The organism is Pseudomonas putida (genome assembly GCF_005080685.1).
Lineage (GTDB): Bacteria > Pseudomonadota > Gammaproteobacteria > Pseudomonadales > Pseudomonadaceae > Aquipseudomonas > Aquipseudomonas putida_V.
The window spans coordinates 5641889-5660629 of the sequence record NZ_CP039371.1; the positions used below are offsets into that span (position 1 = coordinate 5641889).

Here is an 18741-nt window from a genome sequence, read left to right on the forward strand (position 1 = left end):
GGTCAGGCCACCGGCGCCTGCTGCTTGACCTGGTACTGGTTGCGCACCGGGGTCGCGTATTGCAGCACCAGATACGGCCGCTGTTCTTCCGGGCAGGCGTCCAGGCGGCGCTGCCACTCTTCCCTGGCCTTGGCCAGTTCTTCGCCTGGGAACACCTTCTCGGCGCTCGGCACCTGCAGCGCCTCGTCTTTCTCGTCCCACATCGCGTAGGCTAGGTAATGCACCGGGAACAGCCGGTAGCCACCGAGAATCTGCCGGTCGATTTCTTGCGCCAGCTGCTTGGTGTCCTCGTAGTACTCGGTCACCGGCGGCGCGAAGTTGATGTGCACCCGGCCCTTGTAGCCGGTGATGCCCTTGGCGATGCTGTTGTCGTCCTCGCCCGGCGCCTTCTTGTAGGTGCCGGTGGTGGCGCGGATGTACAGCTCGCGAGCCTTGGCCTGGTCGCAGGGGTCGTATTCGTAGCTGATCGACACCGGAATCAGGTTCAGGCCCTGGATCACCGCGCCGAACGCCTCGTCCTTGCGGCTCATGTGGAACATCTTGAGGATCGCCGAATCGGTGCGATCGTCACCGTCCTTGGCCCGGCCTTCGGCCTGGGCGATCCAGATCGACACGCAATCGTTGCGGATCGAATGATTGATGTAGGCCGACAGCAGTTGGTAGGCGGCGAGTTTCTCGCGCCGGCCACTGATCGAGCGGTGCACGATGAAGCTCTTGTTCAGGCGCATCATGTCGCTGACGAAGGGCTTTTGCAGCAGGTTGTCGCCAATGGCGATACGTGGCGTCGGCAGGCCGGCGTGGTACACGGCGTAATTGACGAACGCCGGGTCCATGACGATGTCGCGGTGGTTGGCCAGGAACAGGTAGGCCGTGCCCGACTTGAGCTGTTCGACGCCCGAATAGGTGACCCCGTCGGTGGCGCGATCGATGGTCCGGTCGACGTAGTACTCGACCTTGTCCTGCAGGGTCGCGACGCAGGTGACGTCGGCGAACTCTTTGCGCAGGCGACGGGCGATCAGCGGCTTGAGCAGCCAGCCGAACGAACCCGCTGCACGCGGGAAGCGGAAGTGGGTGAGGATATCGAGGAATGCCGGGTCGCTGAGCAGGCGCGCCAGAACGGCAGGGACCTCAGCGTCGTCGTACGGTCGGATGGCATCGAATTCGCCCATCATGCTCTCTTGTTGGAAACGGCTAGGGTAATAAATCAGGGAGGGGCCCAAGAAACGGCTCGGACACGCACAGGCCCTGTAGACAGATCGGCAATTATACGCACAAGTCAGCGCGGAGGCCGCGATGCTGGAAACCGACTTCTATGATTGTCCTTATTGTGGCGAACGCGTGGAAACCACGATCGACCTTTCCGGCGGCGACCAGGTGTACATCGAGGACTGCCAGGTATGTTGTCGACCCGTGGTATTCATCCTGCAGGTGCACGGTGACGAATGGATGCTCGATGTCAGACGCGAGGACGATGCCTGATGCGCAGGATCTACGAACCGGAAAACCTGCTGGAGGCGCAGATGCTGATCGGCATGCTCGCCAGCGAAGGGGTCGAGGTACACCTGATCGGGCGCGACCTGATCGGCGGCGTCGGCGAACTACCGCTGCACGGCCTGCTTGGCCTGGCCGTGCCGGACGAGCAGGCCGACTACGCACGGCAGCTGATCGATGCGTACAATGATGCCCTGCCGCTTGCCGGCGACGAACCGGAGCACGTTCCCGGTACCTTGATCTGCTAGGTTTTCAATTCGCCCATGTGTGGACGCTACGCCCTGTTTCGCTGGCCCCAGGCCCTGGCTACCCTGCCAGGTTTCCCGCAGGGCCAGCCTGCGCAATGGAACATCTCGCCCGGCGCCTCGGTGCTGATCCAACGCCAGATCGATGGCCAGGCGCAACTGGCCAGGGCGCGCTGGGGGCTGACCCCGGCCTGGCTCACCGACCTGTCCCGCACGCCAGCCCATGCGCGGGCCGAAACCCTGGCTGAGCAGCCGATGTTCCGCGAGGCACTGCGCCAGCGCCGCTGCCTGATGCCGGCCAACGGCTTCTACGAATGGCGCGGCACGGTGCGCAAGCGCCCGTACTGGCTGACCCCTGGAGAGGGTTCGGCGCTGTACTTCGCTGCGGTGTGGGAGGCCTACCCGGTGCAGGACCAGGTCTGGCTGAGCTGCGCGGTGGTCACCCAGGCGGCCATGAACCAGCGCCGCCCGCTGATCCTCGATGAAGCCGGACAAGCGGCGTGGCTGGACCCGGACACCCCGCTGGCGCGCCTGCACGAACTGCTCGCGAGCCCGCCGGCAACCCTGCGCGAGCGGGCCCTGGCGCATTTCGTCAACGACCCGAAGCTGGATGCGCCGGAGTGCCTGACGCCGGCCTGAAGCCTCGCGTCGCCCTGCCGATATAAATCTTCTGTGCGGCTATAGCCGCCCTGGGCGGACTGCGCCTAGGATACCGCCATGCAAAAAAGGGAGTGTTTTTCATGCGTAAGTCATTTGTTGTCAGCGTCCTGAGCGCCAGCATCCTGCTGGCCGGCTGCCAGGCGGTGAACACCACCAGCGGCGGCGCCGTCGGGGTCGAACGCAAGCAGTACATGTTCAGCATGCTTTCGACCGATGAGGTCAACCAGATGTATGCCCAGTCATACACCGAAACCCTCGGCGAGGCGAAAACCAAGGGCGTACTGGACAAGTCCAGCAGCGATGCCAAGCGCGTGCAGGCTATCGCCACGCGGCTGATCGCCCAGGCACCGCAGTTTCGCCCGGATGCCGCGCAGTGGAACTGGGAAGTCAACGTCATCAAGAGCGACGAGCTCAACGCCAACTGCGGCCCTGGCGGCAAGATCATCGTCTACACCGGCCTGATCGACCAGCTCAAGCTGACCGACGCCGAGATCGCAGCAGTGGTCGGCCACGAGATCGCCCACGCCCTGCGCGAGCACAGCCGCGAGGCGATGTCCAAGGCCTATGGCGTGGCGATGGCCCGCCAGGGTGCTGGCGCCCTGCTTGGGCTGGGGGATGACACCCTGGGCCTGGCGGACCAGGTGGTGAACTACGCCATGACCCTGCCCAACAGCCGCTCCAACGAGAACGAAGCAGACCTGATCGGCCTGGAACTGTCGGCCCGCGCAGGCTACGACCCGAACGCCGCCATCACCCTGTGGAACAAGATGAGCGCAGCGTCCGAGGGTGCACCGCCTGAGTTCATGAGCACCCACCCGGCATCAAGCAGCCGGATCGCCTCGCTGCAGGCGGCCATCCCGAAAGTGATGCCCCTGTATCAGGCAGCCAAGAAGTAACTCCCGCCCCCTGGTTGTCAGCCTGCTTGCTCACAACGCAGGCAGGCTGACGACAGCCACTACCGCGGTTACAGCCCCTTGACGGCGAAGATGCCGTTGGCGTTGCGCCAGTAGCCCTTGTAGTCCATGCCATAGCCGAAAATGTAGCGGTCGACGCACGGCAGGCCCATGTAGCTGGCCTTGAGGTCGGGGCTGGCCTTGCGGTCGTGGTCCTTGTCGATCAGCACCGCGGTATGCACGGCACGCGCGCCGGCGTGCTTGCAGAAATCGATGATGGCGCTGAGGGTGTGGCCCTCGTCGAGGATGTCGTCGACGATCAGCACGTCACGGTCGATGAACGACACTTCCGGCTTGGCCTTCCAGAACAACTCACCGCCGCTGGTCTGGTTGCGGTAGCGGGTGGCGTGCAGGTACGAGGCCTCCAGCGGGAACTGCAGGTGGGTCAGCAGCTTGCCGGCGAAGATCAGGCCACCGTTCATCACGCAGAAGACCACCGGGTTCTTGTCGTGCAGGTCTTCGCTGATCTGCGCGCCGACCTTGGCGATGGCGGCCTCGACCTCGGCTTCGGTGTACAGGCAGTCTGCTTCACGCATGACTTGGCGGATATGCTCGAGATCGGCGGACATGGCGCTCTCCGGGGGTGCATTTTGGAAAAGCGGGCAAAGGTACGCATCCGCTCGTCACAGATCAAGCATTTATGGACTAACGTCCAGAATGACGCACGACAGCACAGGCTGAATAGATTAATCTAGCGCGGTTTTTTTGCCCGCCTTTCGGAGCCCCCTATGCCCACTCGTGAAATCCGCCACCCGCTGATCCGCCACAAGCTCGGCCTGATGCGCCGTGCCGACATCAGCACCAAGAATTTTCGCGAACTCGCCCAGGAAGTCGGCGCGCTCCTGACCTACGAAGCCACCCAGGACCTGCCGCTGGAAACCTATGAAATCGACGGCTGGAGCGGCAAGGTCCAGGTCGAGAAGATCGCCGGCAAGAAGATCACCGTGGTACCGATCCTGCGCGCCGGCATCGGCATGCTCGACGGCGTGCTCAGCCTGATCCCGGGCGCCAAGGTCAGCGCCGTGGGCGTTGCGCGTAACGAGGAAACCCTTGAGGCGCACACCTACCTGGAAAAACTGGCCCCCGACATCAACCAGCGCCTGGCCCTGATCATCGACCCGATGCTGGCCACCGGCAACTCGATGGTCGCCACCATCGACCTGCTGAAAAAGGCCGGCTGCAAGGAAATACGCGCCATGGTGCTGGTCGCCGCGCCCGAAGGTATCGCCACCGTCGAGAAATCCCACCCCGACGTGAGCATCTATACCGCTTCGATCGACCAGGGGCTCAACGAAGACAGCTACATCGTCCCAGGCCTGGGCGATGCCGGCGACAAGATCTTCGGCACCAAGCAGAAGGACGCCTGACCATGCAGGACGGCTTCAACGACCCGCTCTGGCGCCAGGTCGTTTCGGGCGCGCAGATGCTCTTCGTGGCATTCGGCGCCTTGGTGCTGATGCCGCTGATCACCGGCCTCGATCCTAACGTGGCACTGTTCACGGCCGGCATCGGCACCTTGCTGTTCCAGCTGGTCACCGGCCGTCAGGTACCGGTGTTCCTGGCCTCAAGCTTCGCCTTCATCACCCCGATCATCCTCGCCAAAGGCCAGTTCGGCCTGGCCGAGACCATGGGCGGGGTCATGGCCGCAGGTTTCGTGTACACCTTCATGGGCCTGATGGTGAAGATCAAGGGCACCGGTTTCATCGACCGCATGCTGCCGCCGGTGGTGATCGGCCCGGTGATCATCTCGATCGGCCTGGCCATGGCCCCCATCGCTGCCAACATGGCGATGGGCAAGGCCGGTGACGGCAGCGTGCTGTTGCCGTACAAGACCGCCATGCTGATCTCCATGCCGGCCCTGCTGACCACGCTGATCGTCGCGGTGTTCGGCAAGGGCATCTTCCGCCTGGTACCGATCATCGCCGGCGTACTGGTCGGCTTTGCCTTGTCGTTCGCCTTTGGCGTGGTCGACACCGCCAAGATCGCCGCCGCGCCCTGGCTGGAAATTCCCAACTTCACCGCCCCGGCGTTCAACTGGCAGGCCATCCTGTTCATCGTCCCGGTGGCACTGGCGCCGGCCATCGAACACATCGGTGGCGTCATCGCCGTGGGCAGCGTGACCGGTCGCGACTACCTGAAAAAACCCGGCCTGCACCGCACCCTGCTCGGTGACGGCCTGGCCACCACTGCCGCCGGCCTGTTCGGCGGCCCGCCCAACACCACCTATGCCGAAGTGACCGGCGCGGTGATGCTGACCAAGAACTACAACCCGAAGATCATGACCTGGGCGGCGGTCTTCGCCATTACCCTGGCCTTCATCGGCAAGTTCGGCGCGCTGCTGCAGAGCATCCCGGTACCGGTGATGGGCGGCATCCTCTGCCTGCTGTTCGGCTCGATTGCTGCGGTGGGCATGAACACCATGATCCGCCACAAGATCGACCTGGCCGAAGCGCGCAACCTGGTGATCGTCTCGGTGACGCTGGTGTTCGGTATCGGTGGCGTGTTGATCGGCAGCGGTGACGGCCCGGATGACTGGGGCCTGAAAGGCATCGCCCTGTGCGCCGTGGTAGCGATCGCACTGAACCTGATCCTGCCTGGCAACGACGGCTGGAAGCACAAGAAGCTGGATGATCGGCAGTCTTGAGATCTTGGGGCTGCTTCGCAGCCCTTTCGCGACACAAGGCCGCTCCTACAGGGGACTGCGATCTCCTTGTAGGAGCGGCCTTGTGTCGCGAAAGGGCCGCAAAGCGGCCCCAGCTATTCAGGCTTTTTCGCACATCCCCGCCAACACCTTCACCCACTGCGGATGATCGTTCAGGCACGGCACCAGCACCAACTCCTCGCCCCCCGCCTCGACGAACTGCTCGCTGCCGCGCATGCCGATCTCTTCCAGGGTTTCGATACAATCGGCGACGAACGCCGGGCACATCACCAGCAGCTTCTTCACCCCGGCCTTGGCCAGCTCATCCAAACGCGTCTCGGTATAGGGCTCGATCCACTTGGCCCGCCCCAGGCGCGACTGGAACGACACCGACCATTTGCCATCGGCGATACCCATCCTGGTGGCGAACGCCCGGGCGGTGGCCAGGCACTGGCCGCGATAGCACACCGCACGCATCTCGGCGCTGGCATCCTGGCAGCAGTCGGCCGCCTGGAAATCGTGATTGCCGGTAGGGTCGAGCTTCTTCAGGTGCCGCTCCGGCAAGCCATGGAAACTCAACAGCAGGTGGTCGTAGTCCTGTTGCAGGTAGGGCTCGGCGCTGGCGGCCAGGGCCTCGATGTAGTCGGGGTGCTCGTAGAACGGCTGCAATACCCGCAGCTCCAGCGACAACTGGCGCTCGTCCAGGGTCTGGCGCGCCAGCTCCACCACGGTGGTCACGGTACTGTCGGCAAATTGCGGGTACAGCGGCGCCAGGGTGACCTTGCGCACGCCTTGGGCGGCCAGGCGCGCCAGCACCTCGGGCAAGGCCGGCTGGCCGTAACGCATGGCGATTTCCACAGGACCATGGGGCCAGTGCTCGACCATCGCCGCCTGCAGGCGACGGGTCAACACCACCAGCGGGGAGCCCTCGTCCCACCAGATCGAGGCATAGGCATGGGCCGACTGCTCGGGGCGCTTGATCAGGATCAGCGACACCAGCAGCCGCCGCACCGGCCATGGCAGGTCGATGACGTAGGGGTCCATGAGGAACTGATTGAGGTAGCGGCGCACATCGGCAACCGAGGTCGAAGCAGGGGAACCCAGGTTGACCAGCAGCAGGGCGTGATCGGTCATGCAGCGTCCTATGTCAGAGGCGGCTGGACAGATCGTCCAGGGCCGATTGCAGATCGTTGAAGCGGAAAGTGAAACCTGCCGCCAGCAGGCGCACCGGGCGCGCCCGCTGACCGCCGAGCAACAGGGTCGACAGCTCGCCCAGCCCGGCCTTCAGCAGCACGCCCGGCATCGGCATGAAAGCCGGTCGGTGCAAGGCGCGGCCCAGACGCTTGGCGAACTCGCGATTGCGCACCGGCTCCGGTGCGCAGGCATTATAAGGACCGCTGGTGTCGTTGTGCTGCAAGAGAAAATCTATCAAGGCGACCTGATCGTCTATATGGACCCAGGGCATCCACTGCCGCCCATCGCCCAAGGGGCCACCCAGTCCGAGTTTGAACGGCAAGCGCAGGCGCGACAAAAAGCCGCCGTCGCTGGCCAGTACCAAGCCAGTGCGTACCAGTACCACACGCATGCCCATGGCTTGCGCACGCTGGGCGGTTTCCTCCCAGGCGATGCATAACTGGCTGGCGAAGTCCTCGCGTACCGGTGGCGATGCTTCGCTCAGTTCGCGCTCGCCACCATCGCCATACCACCCCACCGCAGAACCGGAAATCAGCACGCCTGGGCGCTGCTCGCGGCTGCCAAGCCATTCCAGCAAGCGCTCGGTCAACGCCACCCGGCTCGCCCACAGCAGGTTGCGCCGGGCCGCGGTCCAGGGCCGATCGGCAATCGGCGCGCCGGCCAGATTGACGACCGCAGCCACCGCGTCGTCGGCGCCGATGTCCTCCAGCCGGGCAATCCCGCGCACGCCGCTGCCGCACAAGCGGGGACCTGCTCGGGGCGCCGGCTCCATACCGTCAGCCGGTGGCCCCGGGCGAGCCAGAACTGGCACAGGTGCTGGCCGATCAAGCCGGTACCGCCCGTCAGCAATATATGCATGGCTGTGTCCTCGCAGAGTGCGGCCATGGTCTATTTTTAAGATCAAGGCACTTTTCTAGACCGAACGCTCTCGGATAAGGATAGGACATAGGCCAACCTGTCCTATGAAGCGGAATAACCTTATACAAACTTTGAGCATTGTACAGGTTTAACTGAAAGCGTAGTCTGCGTAAAGCAAAGGTTCGAAGAGGCCATCATGACAGTACCTATTGCCATCATCGGTGCCGGTATCGCCGGCCTGTCCGCAGCCCAGGCCTTGCAGAAGGCCGGGCAATCCGTTCACTTGTTCGACAAAGGCCACGGCAGTGGCGGGCGCATGGCCAGCAAGCGCAGCGAGGCCGGCGCACTCGACCTCGGTGCCCAGTACTTCACCGCGCGCGACCGACGTTTCGTCGAGCAGGTGCAACAGTGGGTCGCCGCCGGTTGGGCCGAGCAGTGGAAGCCGCAGTTGTACAACTACCGCGACGGCGAACTGACCCCTCCCCCGACGAACAGACCCGCTGGGTCGGCGTGCCGCGCATGAGCGCAATCACCCGCGGCCTGCTCAAGGATGTCACGGTGAACTTCGGCTGTCGCATCGCCGAGGTCTTCCGCGGCAAGCAGTACTGGCACCTGCAGGACACCGAAGGCTGCAGCCATGGCCCCTACAGCCGCGTGGTGATTGCCGTTCCGGCGCCGCAGGCCACGCCACTGCTGGCCGCTACGCCAAAACTCGCGGCAGTGGCCGCCGGCGTGCAGATGGAGCCCACCTGGGCCATTGCCCTGGCCTTCCAGACTCCCCTGGACACGCCCATGCAGGGTTGCTTCGTCCAGGACAACCCGCTCGACTGGCTGGCCCGCAATCGCAGCAAACCCGGGCGCGACGAACATCTCGACACCTGGGTGCTGCACGCCACCTCGACCTGGAGCAAGCAACACATCGACTTGTCCAAGGAGCAAGTGATCGAGCAACTCTGGGGTGAGTTCGCCGAGCTGGTCGGCTGCGTGGTGCCGGCACCGACCTTTGCCCTGGCCCACCGCTGGCTCTACGCACGCCCCGCTGGCAGTCACGAATGGGGCGCGCTGGCTGATGCCGACCAGGGCTTGTACGCCTGTGGCGACTGGTGCCTGTCGGGCCGTGTCGAAGGTGCCTGGCTCAGCGGCCAGGAAGCGGCGCGCCGGTTGCTTGAGCATATGGAATAACGCCCTGGGGGTTTAACACCAAAATAAGGGTTTGCTCCCATCGCCGGCTGTGCTGGAATGTACTTGTACAAGAATTTAATAATGTACAAGTTTCTGGAGGCCGCCATGCAAGATCCTACCGCTCACAGCCGACCCCGCATCGGTATCAGTGCCTGCCTGACCGGCCACAGCGTGCGCTACAACGGCGGCCACAAGTCCTCCGACCTGTGCCGCTCGCAACTGGAAACCCATTTCGAGTGGGTGCCGGTGTGCCCGGAGGTGGCCATCGGCCTGAGCGTGCCGCGTGACCCCATTCGCCTGGTGGGTGACCCTGCTCGGCCCGGCGTGGTCGGCACACGCACCCCTGGCCCCGATCTCGCCGGCAGCCTGCGCGCCTATGGCGAGCAGATGGCCGAACGGCTCGACGATATCTGCGGCTACATCTTCATGCAGAAGTCTCCGTCCTGCGGCCTGGAGAGGGTCAAGGTCTACCAGGACGACGGCCGTCCCGCACACCAGGGCGGCCGCGGCGCCTATGCCGCCGCCTTCTGTGCCCAGCGCCCGGACCTGCCGGTCGAGGAGGAAGGCCGCCTGCACGACCCGGTGCTGCGCGAGAACTTCATCAGCCGCGTGTATGCCTATGCCGACTGGCAGCGCCAACTGGCCGAAGGCCTGAGCCGCGGCGCGCTGATCCGCTTTCACTCCCGCTACAAGTACTTGCTGATGGCGAACAATCCCCAGGCCTACCGTGAGCTCGGCCGCATGCTCGGCAGCCTGCGCCGGGAAGACGACCCGGCGGTGGCCGGCCCGCGCTACTTCAGCCAACTGATGCAGGCCTTGCGCCGCTGCGCCAGCCGTGGCACCCACGGCAATGTGCTGCAGCACCTCAGCGGCTACCTGCGCGATGCCCTCACGCCCCAGGACAAGCGCGAGCTACAGAATGTGATCGGCCAGTATCAACAAGGCGTGGTGCCGCTGGTAGTGCCGCTGACCCTGCTCAAGCATCACCTGCGCAAGCACCCCGATCCCTACCTGCTGCAGCAGGCGTATCTGCAGCCTCACCCCGAGAGCCTGGGCCTGCGCAATGCCGTCTGAGCCCTTGCTGCCGATCGGCGAGCTGGCGCGGCGCACCGGGGTCAACCCGGTGACCCTACGTGCCTGGGAGCGGCGCTACGGCCTGCTGAAACCGACGCGCACCGCCAAAGGCCATCGCCTGTATTCCCAGGCGCAGGTCGAGCGGGTCGAGGCCGTGCTCGCCTGGCTGGCGCGCGGCGCTTCGGTCGGTCAGGTCCGCGAACTGCTCGACCGCCCAGCCGAAGAAGCACCGCTGGGGGACTGGGCCGTGCGCCAACAGCAAATCATCGAGTCCATCGCCAGCCTGGCGCAACGCGCACTCGACCAGCAGTTCAACCAGGTCATGGCCCTGTACCCGGCCACCACCCTCTGCGAGCGGCTGCTGCTGCCCTTGCAGCAGGCGCTGGAGCTGCGCTGGCATACGTTCTTCAACGCACAGCTCGAGCAGGTGTTCTTCCACACCTGGCTGCGCAGCAAGCTCGGGGCCCGCGTCTACCACGACAACCAGGCCCTGCATGGCTGCGCGGTGCTGCTCGCCGAGGACAGCGAACGGCCATCGGACCCCAGCCTGTGGTTGTACGCCTGGTTGCTCAGCAGCAACGGCATTGCGGTCGAGGTACTGGAACGTCCGGTGGGCGGTGCGCAACTCGAACGTGCGGTTGCCGCCTTGCAGCCACGTGCCGTGCTGCTGCACCTGGGCCCACGCATCGACGCCAAGGCCCTGCAGCGCACGCTGGCCGCCCTTGAGGTGCCCACCTTGGCAGGCGGCGCCTGCCTGCCCCTGCACGAGGCGCAACTGGCCCGCTTCGATCTGCCCCGACTGAAACTCTTCGACACCCCGCAGGCCGCCTTGCGGACCCTGCAGACCCTGCATTCCTAGAGAGGCTTCATGCAACTGATCTGGCTGCGCAGCGACCTGCGCATCACCGACAATACCGCCCTCAGCGCCGCCTGCGAGCGCGGTCCGAGCATTGCCCTGTGGCTGGTCAGCCCCGGCCAGTGGCAGGCTCACGACGACGCCGCGTGCAAGGTCGACTTCTGGCTGCGCAACCTGCGCGAGATGCGCCAGGCCCTGGACGTGCTGAACATCCCCCTGCTGATTCGCAAGATCGACACCTGGGACGAAGCCGCGCCCGCCGTGCTCAAGGTTTGCCACCAGCACCAGGTCGAGGCGGTGCACTGGAACGACGAGTACGGGCTCAACGAAACCCGCCGCGACGACGCCACGCGCACGCTCCTGGCAGACGCCGGCATCCAGGCCCACAGCTACCTCGACCAACTGCTGCTGGCTCCTGGCACCATCCTCACCCGCAGCGGTGGTTACTACCAGGTGTTCAGCCAGTTCAAGAAGGCCTGCCTGGAGCACCTGCATCGCAGCCTGCCGGCACTGGCGCCCAAGGTCCGGCGCCAGGCGCCACTGGGCATCGCCAGCGACCCTATCCCCCGCCATGTAGAGGGTTTCGAAACCCCGCCCGACAGCCTGCGCAACCTGTGGCCAGCCGGCGAAGAAGAGGCGCAAGACCGCCTGACCCGCTTCCTCGACGAAACCGTCGAAGATTACCAGCGCCTGCGCGACCTGCCCGCCCAGCCCGGCACCAGCCAGTTGTCCGCCTACCTGGCAGCCGGGGTGATTTCGCCACGGCAATGCCTGCACGCGGCATTGAGCAGCAACCGGGGCGAGTTCGACAGCGGCAGCGTGGGCGTGCAGACATGGGTCAACGAGCTGCTCTGGCGCGAGTTCTACAAGCACATTCTCACCGGTTATCCCGAGGTCTCGCGGCATCGCGCCTTCCGCGCCCACACCGAAGCGCTGCCCTGGCGCGATGCCCCCGAGGACTTCAAGGCCTGGCAGGAGGGGCGCACCGGCATCCCGATCATCGACGCCGCGATGCTGCAATTGCTGCACACCGGCTGGATGCACAACCGCCTGCGCATGCTGGTGGCCATGTTCCTGAGCAAGAACCTGCTGATCGACTGGCGCCTGGGCGAACGCCATTTCATGCGCCATCTGATAGACGGCGACCTGGCCGCGAACAACGGCGGTTGGCAATGGAGTGCCTCCACCGGAACCGATTCAGTACCCTATTTTCGTATCTTCAACCCCATATCGCAGTCGCAACGCTTTGATCCGCAGGGCCGTTTCATCCGCCACTGGCTCCCCCAACTCAAGGGCCTGGATGATAAAAAAATTCATGCCCCACTAATGCTTGCCGATAATTTGACTAATACTACTTACCACGACCCTATCGTCGATCTTGCAAGCAGTCGCCGACGTGCACTGGATGCCTTCAAGGCACTTCCACGCCGGCAGTAACAGGTGGAGGGGCCATGGCAGAGCACTCACGCAGTTTTTGGGTGACCGGAGCGACCGCTGGGCTTGGCCTGGCGTTGGTGGAACAGCTGCTCGAGCAGGGGCACCGTGTTGCCGCCAGTAGCAACAAGTGCCAGGCATTGGATGACCTGGCCGAACGCCATGGCGCGGCATTGCTGCGCGTGCCCGGGCAATTGCACACGCCTGGCCAGGCCGAGGCTGCCCGTGCGCAAATTGCCGGCACCTGGGGGGCATTGGATACCCTGATCGTCAACGCCGGTACCTGCGACTACCTGACCGACGACGTGCCTGACAGCGACGTATTCGAAGCCATCGTCAGTGGCAATCTGGAGGCGGCCAAGCAAAGCCTGGCGAGCGCTTTGCCGCTGCTGGCAAAAGGCGACGAACCCCAGGTGATGGCTGTCTTCAGCCGCTATTCGGCCCTGCAGTTGTACGCACCCTCACAGTTGCCGAACGCAGCCAACAACGTACCGCAATGGTTCCGCCAACAGCGCCAGACACTGCAGGCAATGGGCGTTGGGCTGATACTGGTGGCGCCGCAATCGTTGAAAACACCCGTCACGTCCATCCACGCCACGCCCGAGCGGTGGACGGCGCAAACGGCAGCAAACGAGCTGCTGCTGCGGCTGACGCAACGTGAAGGAGAACTGGTGCTCGAAGCGCTGGAGTTGAACGAGCTGTGGCCGCTGTCGCGCTGAGCGGCCACTGGCAGGCAGGGCCTACAGGGCCATGCGGTAATGAAGGGTGTAGGTTTCTACGCCATCGTTGGGTTGCTTGATGCTGGCATTGGAATAATGAACGGCGCGCACGCCGATTTCATGCCCACCCGCAAAACGCAGACCGAAGCCGATGCGATCCTCGAACTGGAAAGCCGACCCCAGCTGATTGCTCTCCACCTCGGTGCTGGAGAACGCCGCCACACCGATACCCGCCTCGATGTAGGGCTTCACCGATTCGCCGGCGAATTCATAGACGAATACCGGTGCGAACGACAGGCTGTGGTTACTGGCAGTCTTGTCGCCGTCCCAGTAGGTGTACGCCCCATCCCAATAGCCGGTGAGCCGGCCGACGCTGGTCTGCCACCAGCTTGCGTCCCAGTTCGATTGCAGCCCCAGGCGGTAGACCATGGTCGAGTCCCCCGTCTGCCCCACCGCAAACGTGACATCGGCAGCCTGTGCCGGCATCAGTTGTGCCATCCCCAGGACAGCCACCGCTGCCAAACCGATCAGTTTCTTCATGAGAAACGTCCTTTTTCCTATGCTGTTGTAAGTATTCAGGCCTTTATCAGGCATAAGCATAGAAATCGGCGTTGGAACGATAGTTCAGTAATTAACGGGATTTTTTCACAAAATTTTTACACGCCCAGCGGCAACACCTTTTCATCCACCTGCCAGAGCACGGGAAGTATGTCGCGCAGGGCTTGCGGGTCGGCGCTGCTCCAGAATCCGACGCCCCGTGGCGGCCCTTCGCAAAGCAGATCGCGGTCGGCCAGCAGGCGTTGCAACTGACGGGCCACGGCGGCGCCAGTGTCGATGATCGCCACCTCGGCTGGCACCAAGCCGGACAGCAGCGGGCGCAGGAACGGGTAATGGGTGCAGCCGAGGATCAAGGTGTCGCAGCCTGCGTCCAGCAGAGGCTGCACGTAGCCTTGCAGCAACTGGCGCAACTGCGGGCTGGCCAGGTCCCCGGTTTCGATGCGCTCGACAAGGCCCGGGCAAGGCTGGGTGACCACGCGCACATCGCTGGCGAAGCGATCGAGCAAGGCAGCGAACTTGGCGCTCTGCAAGGTACCGGTGGTGGCCAGTACGCCGACCACGCCAGAGCGGGTGGCCGCCGCCGCCGGCTTGACCGCAGGCTCCATGCCCACCAGCGGCCAATCGGGATACAACTCGCGCAGGTCGGCGACCGCCGCCACGGTGGCGGTATTGCACGCCAGGACCATGGCCTTGGCGCCCTGCTCGCGGAAGAAACCGGCAATGTGCCGGCAGCGCTGGCGGATGTAGTCCGGGGTCTTTTCCCCGTAGGGCACGTGCCCGCAGTCGGCCACGTAAAGCAACGATTCGTTGGGCAGCAAGCGCTGGATCTCGGCGAGTACCGACAAGCCGCCGACCCCCGAGTCCATCACGCCCACCGGCGCCGAGCGCTCAGCCATGCCGGCTGCCACAGACCGCACAGCCCGGATCGCGCTTGACCCGCAACTCGCGCATGCGCGTGGTGAGGGCATCGATCAACAACAGCCGGCCCACCAAAGGCTCGCCAAAACCGGCCAGCAGCTTCAGGGCTTCCAGGGCCTGCAGGCTACCGACCAAGCCTACCAGCGGGCCAATCACCCCGGCCTCGCTGCAGGTCAGTTCGGCTTCGCTGCCATGGCCATACAGGCAGTGGTAGCAAGGACTGCTGTCGCGACGCGGGTCGAACACCGAAAGCTGCCCTTCGAGGCGGATCGCCGCACCGCTGACCAGGGGCTTGCCCGCGCTCACGCAGGCAGCGTTGACCGCTTCGCGGGTGCCGAAGTTGTCGGAACAATCGAGCACCAGGTCGACGGCCGCAACGGCTTCGGCCAGGGAATCCTCGTCCAGGGCCTGGCGATGCGGCACCAAGGTCACTTCGGGGTTGATCGCCTGCAGGCGCTGGATCGCCGAGTCGACCTTGGCCATGCCGACGCTGGCGCTGTCGTGGATGACCTGGCGTTGCAGGTTGGTCAGGTCGACCGTGTCGAAGTCAGCCAGGTGCAACTCGCCCACGCCGGCGGCGGCCAGGTACAGCGCCACGGGCGAGCCCAGCCCGCCCAGGCCGACGATCAGCGCCTTGCCCTGCTTGAGTCGCAATTGGCCCTCGATATCGACTTGGGCCAGCAGGATCTGCCGGCTGTAGCGCAACAGTTCCTGGTCGGTCAGCATGGCAGGCGCCCCAAGGTCATGCGTTCATGACCGCCCAGGTCGCGGCGGCTTTCGACCTCGGCAAAGCCGCGTTCGGTCATCAGCCGGCGTACCGCCTCGGCCTGATCGTAACCGTGCTCGAGCAACAATCGGCCGCCGGGCAGCAGGTGCTCGGGCGCCTGGTCCACGATCAGGCGCAGGTCGTCCAGGCCGTCCGTGCCTGCGACCAGGGCACTGCTGGGCTCGAAGCGCACGTCGCCGGCAGCCAGGTGCGGGTCTGCGGCGGCGATGTAGGGCGGGTTGCTGATGATCAGGTCGAAGCGTTGCCCACCCAGCGCGCCGAACCAATGGCTGGCCAGCACCTGGACGTTGCCCAGGCCAAGGCGCTGGCGGTTGCGTTCGGCCAGGGCCACGGCCTCCTCGACCCGGTCCACGGCCGTCACCTGCCAGGCCGGGCGATCATGGGCCAGTGCCAGGGCGATGGCACCGGTACCGGTGCCCAGGTCGAGCACCTTGGCCGAGGTGGCCGCCTGCAACTCCAGCGCGGCCTCGACCAGCAGTTCGGTGTCCGGGCGTGGGATCAGGGTGTGCGGAGCCACTTCCAGGTCGAGCTTCCAGAAACCCTGCTGGCCAAGGATGTAGGCCACCGGCTCACCGGCACGGCGCCGCTGCAGGTAGCCGGCGAAGGTTTCGGCGGCCTCGCGGCTGACGATGCGCTCGGGCCAGGTGTGCAGGAAGCTGCGCGACTTGCCGATGGCGGCGGCCAGCAGCAGCTCGGCGTCCAGGCGCTCGCTGGGCGAGTCGGGCAGCTGCGCGTTGCGCAGCAGGCTGGCGATGATGGTCATTAGTCCCCCAGGGCCGCCAGTTGATCGGCCTGGTATTCGGCCAGCAAAGGCTCGATCACCGCGTCGACGCTACCGGCGAGGATATCGTCGAGGGAGTACAGGGTCAGGTTGATGCGGTGATCGGTGACCCGGCCCTGTGGATAGTTGTAGGTGCGGATGCGCTCGGAACGGTCACCCGAACCGACCAGCAGCTTACGCTCGCTGGCGATGGCGTTCTGCGCGGCGCTGGTCTGCATGTCATTGAGCTTGGCCGACAGCCACGACATGGCGCGGGCGCGGTTCTTGTGCTGCGAGCGCTCTTCCTGGCACTCGACGACGATGCCGGTGGGCAAGTGGGTGATGCGGATCGCCGAGTCGGTCTTGTTGACGTGCTGGCCACCGGCGCCAGAGGCGCGGTAGGTGTCCACCCGCAGGTCGGCCGGGTTGATCTCGATCGCCACCTGCTCGTCCGGCTCGGGCAACACCGCCACGGTGCACGCCGAGGTGTGGATACGGCCCTGGGACTCGGTTTCCGGCACGCGTTGCACGCGGTGCGCGCCGGACTCGAACTTGAGCTTGCCGTACACGCTGTCACCTTCGACACGGGCGATGATTTCCTTGTAGCCGCCGTGCTCGCCTTCGTTCTCGGACAGGATCTCGAGACGCCAGCCGCGTTTCTCGGCATAGCGCGAGTACATGCGGAACAGGTCGCCAGAGAAGATCGCTGCCTCGTCGCCACCGGTACCGGCACGGATTTCAAGGAACACGTTACGCCCGTCGTTAGGGTCCTTGGGCAGCAGCATGCGCTGCAGCTGCGACTCGAGGCCGACCAGTTGCTCCTTGGCTTCGCGCACTTCTTCGACGGCCATCTCACGCAGGTCGGGGTCGGCGTCCTTGAGCAGTGCCTGGGCACCTTCGAGGTCGTCCTGGACCTTGCGCCACTCTTTATAGGCAGCGATCACCGGCTCGACTTCGGCGTATTCACGGGAATAGGCGCGAAAGCGAGTCTGGTCGGATATGACTTCGGCATCACCCAGCAGCGCGGTGAGTTCCTCGAAGCGGTCCTGGAGCGTGTCCAGTTTGTTCAGCAGCGACGCTTTCATTGCGGGGATTTGTCCGTCGAGCCCTCGTGGAGGGCAAAGAGTTCCTGGGCCATGGCCAGCGCGTCGACGCGCCCCTCGGCCGAGAGCTTTTTCAACTGCACGCTGGGCGCATGCAGGAGTTTGTTGGTGAGCCCCCGGGCCAGTTGGGCCAGTACATCCTCGGGGTTGCCGCCGTTGGCCAGCAGGCGCTGGGCCTTTTGTAGCTCTTCGTCGCGCAGGCGTTCGCTCTGTTGGCGGTAGGCGCGCAGCACATCGACCGCGGCCAGCTCGCGCAAGCGCACCATGAAGTCCTCGGCGCCCACCGAGACCAGCTCCTCGGCCGCCTGGGCCGCACCCTGGCGGCTCTTGAGGTTTTCCGCGACGACTTCGTGAAGGTCGTCGACGGTGTACAGGTAGACATCGTCGAGCTCGCCTACCTCAGGCTCGATATCACGCGGCACGGCGATGTCGACCATGAAGATGGGCTTGTGTCGGCGCTGCTTGAGGGCGCTTTCCACCGCGCCCTTGCCGAGGATCGGCAACTGGCTGGCGGTAGAACTGATGACGATGTCGCTGTTGGCCAGCTCCTGGGGAATGTCGGCCAACAACACCGCGTGCGCGCCGAACTGCTCGGCGAGGATGCTGGCGCGCTCCAGGGTCCGGTTGGCCACGACGATACGACGCACGCCCTGCTCGTGCAGGTGACGGGCGACCAGGGTGATGGTTTCACCGGCGCCGATCAGCAGCGCCTGGCTGCGGCCCAGGTCGCTGAAGATCTGCCGGGCCAGGCTGACGGCGGCAAACGCCACCGACACCGGGTTCTCGCCGATGGCCGTGTCGGTGCGCACCTGCTTGGCGGCGCTGAAGGTGGCCTGGAACAATCTGCCCAGCAATGGGCCAATGGTCCCGGCCTCACGTGCCACGGCGTAGGCCGACTTCATCTGGCCGAGGATCTGCGGCTCGCCCAGGACCAGCGAATCCAGGCCGGAGGCGACCCGCATCATGTGCTTGACAGCATCGTGCTCCTCGTGGACGTACGCACTGGCGCGCAGCTCGTCGAGGCTCAGCTGGTGATAGTCGGCCAGCCATTGCAGCACGGCATCGGCTGCCAGGTGGTCCTGCTCTATATATAGCTCGCTACGGTTGCAGGTCGACAGGATCGCCGCCTCGCGGCTGGCGGTGAGTCGACAGAGCTGCTGCAGGGCGTCGACCAGCTGCTCTGGGGTAAACGCCACGCGCTCGCGTACGTCTACCGAGGCAGTCTTATGGTTGATACCAAGTGCAAGAAAGGCCATGCAAGGTCGCTGGTTGGGACGTGAAGCCGATAATTGTCCTACTTCGCAGGTT

19 protein-coding genes and 2 pseudogenes are annotated in these 18741 nt (G+C 64.9%); 11 read left to right on the forward strand and 10 right to left on the reverse strand.

Annotation, left to right across the window (positions count from 1 at the left end; genetic code table 11):
• Nucleotides 1-2: 2 nt before the first annotated feature.
• Complete coding sequence (locus E6B08_RS26225; protein WP_192938593.1) at nucleotides 3-1172, reverse strand: 1-acyl-sn-glycerol-3-phosphate acyltransferase; 1170 nt, start codon at nucleotides 1170-1172, stop codon at nucleotides 3-5.
• 121 nt (nucleotides 1173-1293) lie between these two features.
• On the opposite strand from E6B08_RS26225, the gene E6B08_RS26230 reads away from it, so the two are divergent.
• From E6B08_RS26230 to E6B08_RS26245, 4 genes are all read left to right on the forward strand, one after another.
• A complete protein-coding gene (locus E6B08_RS26230; RefSeq protein ID WP_136916632.1) occupies nucleotides 1294-1479 on the forward strand; it encodes a CPXCG motif-containing cysteine-rich protein in 186 nt (61 codons plus the stop codon).
• Nucleotides 1479-1739, forward strand: coding sequence for a putative signal transducing protein (locus tag E6B08_RS26235; RefSeq protein WP_136916633.1), 261 nt, complete (start codon nucleotides 1479-1481; stop codon nucleotides 1737-1739). Before E6B08_RS26230 ends, E6B08_RS26235 begins: the two co-directional genes overlap by 1 nt.
• A 15-nt stretch (nucleotides 1740-1754) precedes the next feature.
• The gene (locus E6B08_RS26240; RefSeq protein ID WP_136916634.1) at nucleotides 1755-2375 is read left to right on the forward strand and encodes an SOS response-associated peptidase; all 621 of its coding nucleotides are present in this window, start codon (nucleotides 1755-1757) and stop codon (nucleotides 2373-2375) included.
• A 101-nt stretch (nucleotides 2376-2476) separates the two neighbouring features.
• Nucleotides 2477-3292 carry a M48 family metallopeptidase gene (locus tag E6B08_RS26245; RefSeq protein WP_136916635.1) on the forward strand — a complete coding sequence of 272 codons (816 nt, stop codon included), beginning with the start codon at nucleotides 2477-2479 and terminating at the stop codon, nucleotides 3290-3292.
• Nucleotides 3293-3360: 68 nt separating this feature from the next.
• Here the strand turns inward: E6B08_RS26245 and E6B08_RS26250 are convergent, their stop codons facing one another.
• Entirely contained in the window at nucleotides 3361-3918 is a 558-nt protein-coding gene (locus tag E6B08_RS26250) for a hypoxanthine-guanine phosphoribosyltransferase (protein ID WP_136916636.1), read from the reverse strand.
• A gap of 159 nt (nucleotides 3919-4077) precedes the next feature.
• Here E6B08_RS26250 and upp point away from each other — a divergent pair, with 159 nt between their 5' ends.
• Nucleotides 4078-4716 (forward strand): uracil phosphoribosyltransferase, encoded by a 639-nt coding sequence (gene upp / locus E6B08_RS26255; protein ID WP_136916637.1) that lies wholly within the window; start codon nucleotides 4078-4080, stop codon nucleotides 4714-4716.
• A gap of 2 nt (nucleotides 4717-4718) precedes the next feature.
• Complete coding sequence (locus E6B08_RS26260; protein ID WP_136916638.1) at nucleotides 4719-5993, forward strand: uracil-xanthine permease family protein; 1275 nt, start codon at nucleotides 4719-4721, stop codon at nucleotides 5991-5993.
• Between the two features lie 117 nt (nucleotides 5994-6110).
• On the opposite strand, the gene hemH is transcribed toward E6B08_RS26260, so the two are convergent.
• Both hemH and E6B08_RS26270 read right to left on the reverse strand, forming a co-directional pair.
• Nucleotides 6111-7124, reverse strand: a complete 1014-nt coding sequence (gene hemH / locus E6B08_RS26265) for a ferrochelatase (RefSeq protein WP_136916639.1) — start codon at nucleotides 7122-7124, stop codon at nucleotides 6111-6113.
• Between the two features lie 13 nt (nucleotides 7125-7137).
• Nucleotides 7138-8042, reverse strand: a pseudogene (locus E6B08_RS26270) (TIGR01777 family oxidoreductase).
• Nucleotides 8043-8238: 196 nt separating this feature from the next.
• Between E6B08_RS26270 and E6B08_RS26275 the strand changes: the two are divergent.
• From E6B08_RS26275 to E6B08_RS26295, 5 genes and pseudogenes are all read left to right on the forward strand, one after another.
• A pseudogene (locus E6B08_RS26275) lies at nucleotides 8239-9224 on the forward strand (NAD(P)/FAD-dependent oxidoreductase).
• Nucleotides 9225-9329: 105 nt separating this feature from the next.
• Entirely contained in the window at nucleotides 9330-10298 is a 969-nt protein-coding gene (locus tag E6B08_RS26280) for a YbgA family protein (RefSeq protein ID WP_136916640.1), read from the forward strand.
• Nucleotides 10288-11157 (forward strand): MerR family transcriptional regulator, encoded by an 870-nt coding sequence (locus E6B08_RS26285; protein ID WP_136916641.1) that lies wholly within the window; start codon nucleotides 10288-10290, stop codon nucleotides 11155-11157. Before E6B08_RS26280 ends, E6B08_RS26285 begins: the two co-directional genes overlap by 11 nt.
• A gap of 9 nt (nucleotides 11158-11166) precedes the next feature.
• Nucleotides 11167-12591 carry a deoxyribodipyrimidine photo-lyase gene (phrB, locus tag E6B08_RS26290; RefSeq protein ID WP_136916642.1) on the forward strand — a complete coding sequence of 475 codons (1425 nt, stop codon included), beginning with the start codon at nucleotides 11167-11169 and terminating at the stop codon, nucleotides 12589-12591.
• A gap of 14 nt (nucleotides 12592-12605) precedes the next feature.
• Nucleotides 12606-13307 (forward strand): SDR family oxidoreductase, encoded by a 702-nt coding sequence (locus tag E6B08_RS26295; RefSeq protein ID WP_136916643.1) that lies wholly within the window; start codon nucleotides 12606-12608, stop codon nucleotides 13305-13307.
• Between the two features lie 21 nt (nucleotides 13308-13328).
• Here E6B08_RS26295 and E6B08_RS26300 read toward each other — a convergent pair whose 3' ends face one another.
• The 6 genes from E6B08_RS26300 to hemA all read right to left on the reverse strand — a co-directional run bounded on the left by E6B08_RS26300 (nucleotide 13329) and on the right by hemA (nucleotide 18689).
• Nucleotides 13329-13847 (reverse strand): acyloxyacyl hydrolase, encoded by a 519-nt coding sequence (locus tag E6B08_RS26300; protein WP_136916644.1) that lies wholly within the window; start codon nucleotides 13845-13847, stop codon nucleotides 13329-13331.
• 116 nt (nucleotides 13848-13963) lie between these two features.
• Complete coding sequence (gene murI / locus E6B08_RS26305; protein ID WP_136916645.1) at nucleotides 13964-14761, reverse strand: glutamate racemase; 798 nt, start codon at nucleotides 14759-14761, stop codon at nucleotides 13964-13966.
• On the reverse strand, nucleotides 14754-15509 hold the full coding sequence (locus tag E6B08_RS26310) for a molybdopterin-synthase adenylyltransferase MoeB (protein WP_136916646.1): 756 nt from the start codon (nucleotides 15507-15509) through the stop codon (nucleotides 14754-14756). Before E6B08_RS26310 ends, murI begins: the two co-directional genes overlap by 8 nt.
• Nucleotides 15503-16333 (reverse strand): peptide chain release factor N(5)-glutamine methyltransferase, encoded by an 831-nt coding sequence (prmC, locus tag E6B08_RS26315; RefSeq protein ID WP_136916647.1) that lies wholly within the window; start codon nucleotides 16331-16333, stop codon nucleotides 15503-15505. The genes E6B08_RS26310 and prmC overlap by 7 nt, the downstream gene beginning before the upstream one ends.
• A complete protein-coding gene (gene prfA, locus E6B08_RS26320) occupies nucleotides 16333-17415 on the reverse strand; it encodes a peptide chain release factor 1 (RefSeq protein ID WP_136916648.1) in 1083 nt (360 codons plus the stop codon). The genes prmC and prfA overlap by 1 nt, the downstream gene beginning before the upstream one ends.
• The gene (hemA, locus tag E6B08_RS26325; protein WP_136916649.1) at nucleotides 17412-18689 is read right to left on the reverse strand and encodes a glutamyl-tRNA reductase; all 1278 of its coding nucleotides are present in this window, start codon (nucleotides 18687-18689) and stop codon (nucleotides 17412-17414) included. Before hemA ends, prfA begins: the two co-directional genes overlap by 4 nt.
• Nucleotides 18690-18741 lie beyond the last annotated feature (52 nt).

Coding starts and splice junctions, on each gene's coding strand:
- hemA (WP_136916649.1), bottom strand. CDS start 18,689: ATGGCCTTTCTTGCACTTGGTATCAACCATAAGACTGCCTCGGTAGAC.
- hemH (WP_136916639.1), bottom strand. CDS start 7,124: ATGACCGATCACGCCCTGCTGCTGGTCAACCTGGGTTCCCCTGCTTCG.
- phrB (WP_136916642.1), top strand. CDS start 11,167: ATGCAACTGATCTGGCTGCGCAGCGACCTGCGCATCACCGACAATACC.
- E6B08_RS26240 (WP_136916634.1), top strand. CDS start 1,755: ATGTGTGGACGCTACGCCCTGTTTCGCTGGCCCCAGGCCCTGGCTACC.
- E6B08_RS26260 (WP_136916638.1), top strand. CDS start 4,719: ATGCAGGACGGCTTCAACGACCCGCTCTGGCGCCAGGTCGTTTCGGGC.
- E6B08_RS26295 (WP_136916643.1), top strand. CDS start 12,606: ATGGCAGAGCACTCACGCAGTTTTTGGGTGACCGGAGCGACCGCTGGG.
- E6B08_RS26280 (WP_136916640.1), top strand. CDS start 9,330: ATGCAAGATCCTACCGCTCACAGCCGACCCCGCATCGGTATCAGTGCC.
- E6B08_RS26285 (WP_136916641.1), top strand. CDS start 10,288: ATGCCGTCTGAGCCCTTGCTGCCGATCGGCGAGCTGGCGCGGCGCACC.
- E6B08_RS26250 (WP_136916636.1), bottom strand. CDS start 3,918: ATGTCCGCCGATCTCGAGCATATCCGCCAAGTCATGCGTGAAGCAGAC.
- E6B08_RS26310 (WP_136916646.1), bottom strand. CDS start 15,509: ATGCTGACCGACCAGGAACTGTTGCGCTACAGCCGGCAGATCCTGCTG.
- E6B08_RS26245 (WP_136916635.1), top strand. CDS start 2,477: ATGCGTAAGTCATTTGTTGTCAGCGTCCTGAGCGCCAGCATCCTGCTG.
- prmC (WP_136916647.1), bottom strand. CDS start 16,333: ATGACCATCATCGCCAGCCTGCTGCGCAACGCGCAGCTGCCCGACTCG.
- E6B08_RS26300 (WP_136916644.1), bottom strand. CDS start 13,847: ATGAAGAAACTGATCGGTTTGGCAGCGGTGGCTGTCCTGGGGATGGCA.
- prfA (WP_136916648.1), bottom strand. CDS start 17,415: ATGAAAGCGTCGCTGCTGAACAAACTGGACACGCTCCAGGACCGCTTC.
- murI (WP_136916645.1), bottom strand. CDS start 14,761: ATGGCTGAGCGCTCGGCGCCGGTGGGCGTGATGGACTCGGGGGTCGGC.
- E6B08_RS26230 (WP_136916632.1), top strand. CDS start 1,294: ATGCTGGAAACCGACTTCTATGATTGTCCTTATTGTGGCGAACGCGTG.
- E6B08_RS26225 (WP_192938593.1), bottom strand. CDS start 1,172: ATGATGGGCGAATTCGATGCCATCCGACCGTACGACGACGCTGAGGTC.
- upp (WP_136916637.1), top strand. CDS start 4,078: ATGCCCACTCGTGAAATCCGCCACCCGCTGATCCGCCACAAGCTCGGC.
- E6B08_RS26235 (WP_136916633.1), top strand. CDS start 1,479: ATGCGCAGGATCTACGAACCGGAAAACCTGCTGGAGGCGCAGATGCTG.